Annotated in this window: 6 protein-coding genes; 5 read left to right on the top strand and 1 reads right to left on the bottom strand. The window is 65.0% G+C overall.

Features of this window, described 5'->3' with window-relative positions:
• The first annotated feature begins 257 nt into the window (after window positions 1-257).
• From ACFFF7_RS13205 to ACFFF7_RS13185, 5 genes are all read left to right on the top strand, one after another.
• Window positions 258-1250: a glycosyltransferase gene (locus ACFFF7_RS13205; protein ID WP_379481813.1), complete on the top strand. Its 993-nt coding sequence runs from the start codon at window positions 258-260 to the stop codon at window positions 1248-1250.
• 4 nt (window positions 1251-1254) lie between these two features.
• Window positions 1255-2715 (top strand): oligosaccharide flippase family protein, encoded by a 1461-nt coding sequence (locus ACFFF7_RS13200; protein ID WP_379481812.1) that lies wholly within the window; start codon window positions 1255-1257, stop codon window positions 2713-2715.
• A gap of 4 nt (window positions 2716-2719) precedes the next feature.
• A complete protein-coding gene (locus ACFFF7_RS13195) occupies window positions 2720-3586 on the top strand; it encodes a beta-1,6-N-acetylglucosaminyltransferase (protein WP_379481811.1) in 867 nt (288 codons plus the stop codon).
• Window positions 3587-3666: 80 nt separating this feature from the next.
• Window positions 3667-4611 carry a retroviral-like aspartic protease family protein gene (locus ACFFF7_RS13190; RefSeq protein WP_379481810.1) on the top strand — a complete coding sequence of 315 codons (945 nt, stop codon included), beginning with the start codon at window positions 3667-3669 and terminating at the stop codon, window positions 4609-4611.
• 68 nt (window positions 4612-4679) lie between these two features.
• Complete coding sequence (locus ACFFF7_RS13185) at window positions 4680-6482, top strand: ABCB family ABC transporter ATP-binding protein/permease (RefSeq protein WP_379481809.1); 1803 nt, start codon at window positions 4680-4682, stop codon at window positions 6480-6482.
• On the opposite strand, the gene ACFFF7_RS13180 is transcribed toward ACFFF7_RS13185, so the two are convergent.
• Window positions 6483-6683, bottom strand: a complete 201-nt coding sequence (locus ACFFF7_RS13180; protein WP_379481808.1) for a DUF1737 domain-containing protein — start codon at window positions 6681-6683, stop codon at window positions 6483-6485.
• Window positions 6684-6690: the final 7 nt, after the last annotated feature.

Raw genomic sequence — 6690 nt, 5'->3', positions numbered from 1 at the left:
GCCTGACCTTTGATTCGGTCAACAGGGTTTTTGCAATTTTATTTCAATTTCTCAGAAACCCTCGGAGTTCTGCGGGTTTGATCGGGTGTCGGCGCGCGATTCCGCGCTTTGCGCCTTCGAATTCGTCCCATCTCGCACGCATGACAGGCGGGCGATTCACGGGAAAAGGCTTGTTAACCCTGTTCGCCTAATACCCGCTGAGACAGCAGGAATTCCGCAAATCTGCGGCCTGACAGGGATTCGCAGGACTTTTCCGCATGACATCACCGACTCTCAGTGTGGCGATGAGCGTCTACAACGGAGAAAGGTTCCTTGAATCGGCCATCGCCAGCGTCCTGGCGCAGACCTTCACCGACTACGAGTTTCTGATCCTCGATGACGGATCCACCGATTCAAGCCGCGCGATCATTGCCGCCGCGGCCGCGCGCGATTCGCGTATCCGCCCGATCGTTCGTGAAAACCGCGGACTGGTTGTGAGCCTCAATGAGCTGCTGGTCGAGGCCCGCGCCCCGCTGATCGCGCGCATGGATGCTGATGATCTGTGCAAGCCCGAGCGCTTTGCCAAGCAGATCGCCTTCCTGGCCGCCTATCCAGATCATGGCGTGATCGGCAGCTATACCCGGGATATCGACGAGAATGGCGCGGCCTATCACAACTCGGGCGACGATCATCCCGTCACCCATGACGCCTTCCTGCACAACATCGTCCATGGCGGGCCGCTGTTAGCCCACCCCAGCGTCATCTACCGCCGCGATGTGGTGCTGTCTGTCGGCGGCTATCACGCGGCCTTCCGCCACTGCGAGGATTACGACCTGTGGCTGCGCGTGGCGCATCATACCAAGATCGCCAATCTGCCTGAACGTCTGCTCGATTATCGACACTATGCCGGACAGGTTTCGAACCGGCACGCCGTCGAACAGCAGACCGGGGCGGCGATTGCCCGGATGGCCTACATGGAACGCCTGGCCGGACGGCCCGATCCGACCGCCGAGCTCGACAGTCTGCCCCCCCTCGGCCAGCTTGATGCGCTGTTCGGCCGCGACGGCGTGACGCGCGAAGTGCGCGGCGCGATTGCCCGGTCGCTGGTCTATTCGCCCTTTGCGCTGCGCGGCACCGGTTTCGAATTGCTGCTGCAACATATCGAGGACGGCGGCCGCGGCCGCGATCTGTGGCTGACGGTGCCGCGGCTGGTCCGCTTCGGCGAGCCGCGCCGCGCCGCCCGGCTGGCCGCCGCGCTGGCGCGGGCCTAGCGCGATGAGCATCCGCCGCGCGGCGCTGTGGTCGCTGGCCTCCCAATACGCCAGCTTCGCGATCCAGTTCGCGACCAGCGTAATCGTCTCGCGCTTTTTCCTGCTCCCCGCCGATGTCGGCCTGTTCTCGATCGCCCTGGCCGCCGCGATGATGTTCGCGATCTTTCAGGATCTGGGGATCAGCCGCTTCGTGTCCGGCCAGCCCGAGATGAAGGACGAAGCAATCCGCGACTATGCCGCGGTTGCCGTCGCGCTCGGCTGGTTCGTCGCACTGCTGGTGGCCGCAGCCGCGCTGCCCCTCGCCCGGTTCTATCAGCAACCCGCGTTGCTGCCGATCGTGCTGGTAATCGCGCTGTCCTATGCCATCGTTCCGCTGGCCTTGGTCCCGGCGGCATTGCTGACCCGGGCGATGAATTTTCGCGCGCTGTTTGTGGCCAATGCCGGATCGGCCCTGGCCGGGGGCGTCACGGCGTTCGTCTGCGCCGCCCATGGTGCCGGACCGGGTGCCCTTGCCTGGGGCGTGCTGGCGACCGCCGCAACCCGCGCCTTGATCGTCCTGGCCTTCCGTCCGGTTTTCCCGCGCATGATCCGCGACCGGTCGGCAGTTCAGCCCCTGCTCGGCTTCGGTTCGTCGTCCTTCGTCATCAGCTGCAGCGCGGCAATCGGCCTGCGCTCGCAGGATCTGATCGTCGGGCGACTGCTTGGCGTCGTGGCTACGGGTCTGTTCACGCGGGCAAGCGCGCTGGCGGCGCAGCTTTCAACCCTGGTGGTCGGCGCGATCAACACCGTATTCTACCCGGCATTCGCCCGCAAGCGCGACGCTGGCGAGCCGCTGGGCGAGCCGTACCTCCATCTGGTTGCCTGCAATACGGCGCTGAACTGGCCGGCCATGCTGGGCCTGGCCCTTGCTGCCGAACCCGTAGTCCTGGCGCTGTACGGCCCCAAATGGGAGGCTGTTGCCCCCTTGCTGCGCTGGACCGCGCTGGGTGAGATCTTCTTCGTTGCCGTGCCGCTGCAGATGGACATCCCGATCCTGCTTGGTCGGATCAAGTCGCTGGTGTGGATAAATCTGCTCGATACCGTCCTGACCGTCCTGATTCTCGGCCTGGCCTGCCTCTATGGCGTCGAGGCGGCGGCGATGAGCCGGCTCGCCACCGGCGCCTTATGGTTCGCAATCTACATCACCTTTCAGAAGAAGCTGCTCGCAATACCGGCGCAGCGCATTGTCATGGTCTATCTGCGCAGCGGCCTGTGCGCCGTTGCCGCGGGATTTCCCCTGTTCACTGCTTTGCAAACCGGCTTGTACCGTGCGGAGATGGGTCTTTTGCCGCTGGTCGGCCTCGCCGGCGTCGGCGCGCTGTTCTGGCTGGGTGCGCTGGTCCTGGTCCGGCATCCGGCCTGGGATGAAGTCAAGCTGATGCTCGGCCACCTGTGGCCGCAACCGCTGCGCCGCGCCAGGGGCTAAAGCGATGCGGATGGCCTATCTGATCATGGCGCACCATGATCGACCCGCGCTTGAACGCTTGCTGCAGCGCCTGCTTACCCCCGGCTCGCCCGATTTTGCGGTGGTCCATGCCGACGCCGCCTCGCCGCTGTGGCGCGACCTGCAGGCGCGGCCACTCGGTGGGCCCGGGCGGATCATCACGATTGCCGATCCGGTCGCGGTGCGCTGGGGCCACTGGAGCCAGGTCGAAGCCGATCGCCTCCTGATCGAGGCCGCGCTGGCCGAAGGGTGCGACTATGCCCACGTCCTCAGCGGCGTCGATTGGCCCGCCGTGGGCCGCGACACGATCGTCGCCGACATCGCCGCCGCCGGGGCGCAGGCCTGCTTCATCGAGGCGGTTCCCGGCGTGCAGGAAGACCGCATGCAGAACTGGCATCCGGGTTCGCGCTGGCTGCGGCTCGATCCCCAGCGCGACCGCTTGGCCTATGCCGCGGGCTGGGAATTGCGACGGATCGGGCGTCTGGCCGATCGTATTGGCACCTTTTTCGGCATGCAGCGCTCGCGCCCCTACGGCCGCTGGCGCAAGGGATCCAGCTGGTGGTCCCTGCCCCTGCCGGCCTTGCAGACCGCCGCGCGCGAGCTTGCCGTCCTGCGGAGTTCGGGCCGCCTGCGCTGGACCGCCTGCGCCGACGAGCACGCCGTGCAATCGATCATCGCCGCCTCCTATGCCGGGCACCTGCACGACAACAAGCGCTTCATCCACTTCGACGATGGCGCTTCCAGTCCGCGCACGCTTGCGGCTGACGATGCTCCGGCGATCCGGGCCAGCGGAGCGTGGTTCTTCCGCAAGGTCGATGCCGCGACGGACCCGTTCTTTCTGGACACGTTCTGATCAAGCCCCCCAGGTGATCGACGAAGAGCATGGTCATGCCGTCATGAGAGGCGTATCCTTTGCCCGGAGAGGATCCTGTCATGCCGATCACTGCGCTTGCCGCCTCGTTTCTGTCGCTTGCTGCGGCCATTCCCGTCATCACCGGGCAAACCGGTACCCAGCAAAGCTCTGACGTCGATATTGTCGGCATGCAGAAGGATCGGGATGGCCGGATGACCGTGCCGGTGCGCGTCCACGAACAGGGGCCGTTTGAATTCCTGGTCGATACCGGATCGCAGAACACCGTGCTCAGCACCGAACTGGCCAACCGGCTGGGCATCCAGAACCGTTCCCGCGCGACGCTGGTCGGGATTGCCGGGCGCGAACGGGTCGATGCCGTGTCGGTGGAGCAGCTCGATATCGGGCGGCGCAGCTTTTACAGCCTCTATGCCCCGCTGCTGACGACCACCAATATCGGCGCTGACGGCATTCTGGGGGTCGATAGCCTGCAGGGTCAGCGCGTGCTGATCGATTTCGGCAAGAAGCTGATGGCCATCGGCGATGCCAAGACCCTGGGCGGCAATCGCGGGTATGAGATTGTCGTCACGGCGCGGCGCAAGTCGGGCCAGCTGATCGTCACCAATGCGCGGATCGACGGGATCCTGACCGACGTGGTGATCGACACCGGCGCGCAGGGTACGATCGGCAACCGCGCACTGCAGGCCGCCATCGTCAAGCGGAGGGGGCGTCAGGACCAGACCATGCTGCGCAGCGTGACCGGACAGGAAATCGTCGCCGACCTGTCGGTCAGCCGGACCCTGAGCATCGGCGCGGCCAACATCAACAATGTCCAGATCGCCTATGCCGATACCCCCGCCTTCGGCGCCCTTGGCCTGGCCAACCGTCCGGCAGTGCTGCTTGGCATGCGCGAGTTGCAGGTCTTCCGGCGCATCGCGATCGACTTTGCGACGCGCAAGATCATGTTCGACCTGCCCGATGGCGTGACCGATTCGAACACCTTCTGGAGCACTGCTTCGAGCCGCTGAGGCAAGGCGCGCCTTTCGCAGCGCGCGTTAGTCCCTACATTGCGGCGATGCAGTCCGACGATTCGACGATGACAGGGCAGGTCCGGCGCCAATACGGCTGGGATACCCTGCGCCGCTTCATGCCCTACCTGTGGCCCCACGACCGGCCAGGCCTGCGGCTACGGATCATTATCGCAGTCTTGCTCGTGCTTGCTTCGGTTGCGATGCAATTCGCGCTCACTTACCTGCTCAAGTGGGCCATCGATGCGATGAACATGACAGGTGCGCGGGTGATTCAGTTCGCGCTGCTCTATGTCCTGGCTTATTCCGCTGGACGGTTGCTGGGCGTGGTGTTCGACAACCTTCGCAACATCTTTTTCGAGCGAGTCGGCCAGGATGCCACCCGCCAGCTGGCCGAGCATGTCTTTGCCCGGTTGCACCAACTATCGCTGCGTTTCCATCTGGCACGGCGCACCGGCGAAGTGACCAAGGTCATCGAACGCGGCACCAAGAGCATCGATACCATGCTCTATTTCATGCTGTTCAACATCGCCCCCACGGTGCTCCAGCTGGTCGGGGTGGCGGTAGTCTTCTTCCTCAACTTTGGCTGGTCGCTGGTGATCGCGACTGCGCTGGCGGTGATCGCATATATCTGGATCACCCGAACCATCACCGAATGGCGCACTGCCCTGCGTGAGCAAATGAACCAGCTCGACGGGCAAGCGCTTGGCCGCGCGGTCGATTCGCTGCTCAACTACGAGACGGTCAAATACTTCGCCGCCGAACCGCGCGAGGAAGCGCGCTATGCGCAGGCCACCCGCGCCTACGCCGATGCCGCGGTCAAGAGCGAAAATAGCCTGGGCTTGCTCAACATGGCGCAGGCGCTGATATCCAACCTGCTGATGGCGGCAGCGTTAGCCCTCACGGTTAAAGGCTGGGCCGACGGGCGCTACTCGGCCGGGCAACTTGTGTTTGTCCAGGCCAACCTGACCCAGCTGTTCCGCCCGCTCGACATGCTGGGCATGGTCTATCGCACGATCCGCCAGGGGCTGATCGACATGGCGGCGATGTTCCAGCTGATCGATACAGAAGTCGAAGTGCGCGACGTGCCCGGCGCACCGGCGCTGGTCATCGCGCGCCCGACCGTGGTGTTCGACGATGTCGTGTTTGGTTATGAACCCGACCGGACGATCCTGCAGGGGTTGAGCTTCGAAGTGCCGGCCGGGCAGCAGGTTGCGCTGGTCGGGCCTTCGGGGGCGGGCAAGAGCACGATCGCGCGGCTGCTGTTCCGCTTCTACGATCCGTGGTCGGGACGGATCCTGATCGACGGGCAGGACATCCGCGCGGTCACCCAGGCCAGTCTGCGCGCCAGTCTGGGGATCGTCCCGCAGGATAGCGTGCTGTTCAACGACACCATCGGCTACAACATTGCTTATGGCCGCGACGGTGCCAGCCAGGCCGATGTCGAAGCCGCCGCCCGCGGTGCGGCGCTGATGGACCTGATCGAGCGGCTGCCGCAGGGCTTCGACACCCCGGTGGGCGAACGCGGGCTCAAGCTGTCGGGCGGGGAAAAGCAGCGCGTCGCCATCGCCCGGACCCTGGTCAAGAACCCGCCGATCCTGCTGCTCGACGAAGCGACCAGCGCGCTCGACAGCCGGACCGAGCAGGACATCCTGACCACGCTGCACGCCGTCGCCGAAGGTCGCACCTCGCTGACCATCGCCCACCGCCTGTCGACGATCGCAGACGCCGACACGATCCTGGTGCTGAACGAAGGCCGTTTGGCCGAACAAGGCAACCACGCCGCGCTATTGCGCAAGCGCGGCCTCTATGCCGACATGTGGGCGCGACAGGCCGAAGCAATGGACGAAGCCGGCGTGGCAGCAGAATAGTCACTTCACGACATCGGCCTCGCCCCAAACGACCGCTTGAGCCGCCTTCATATGGCCGCCCTCCTCGTCCCAGGCGAGGCTGGGCGAGCCATAGAGCCGCCAGCCCTGCGCCAGTGCCTCGGACACGCGCTCGCAAAAGGCGCGGTCGTCCTTGCCGGTAAGCAGGCGATAGATCGGCTTGTCGTCGGGGGTCTTGTGCATGCGGATT

It is taken from the genome of Novosphingobium aquiterrae (genome assembly GCF_042434435.1).
In the GTDB taxonomy this organism is placed as follows: Bacteria; Pseudomonadota; Alphaproteobacteria; order Sphingomonadales; family Sphingomonadaceae; genus Novosphingobium; species Novosphingobium aquiterrae.
Note: the sequence above shows the minus strand (reverse complement) of the source record. Positions and strands in the feature narration are given on the sequence as shown.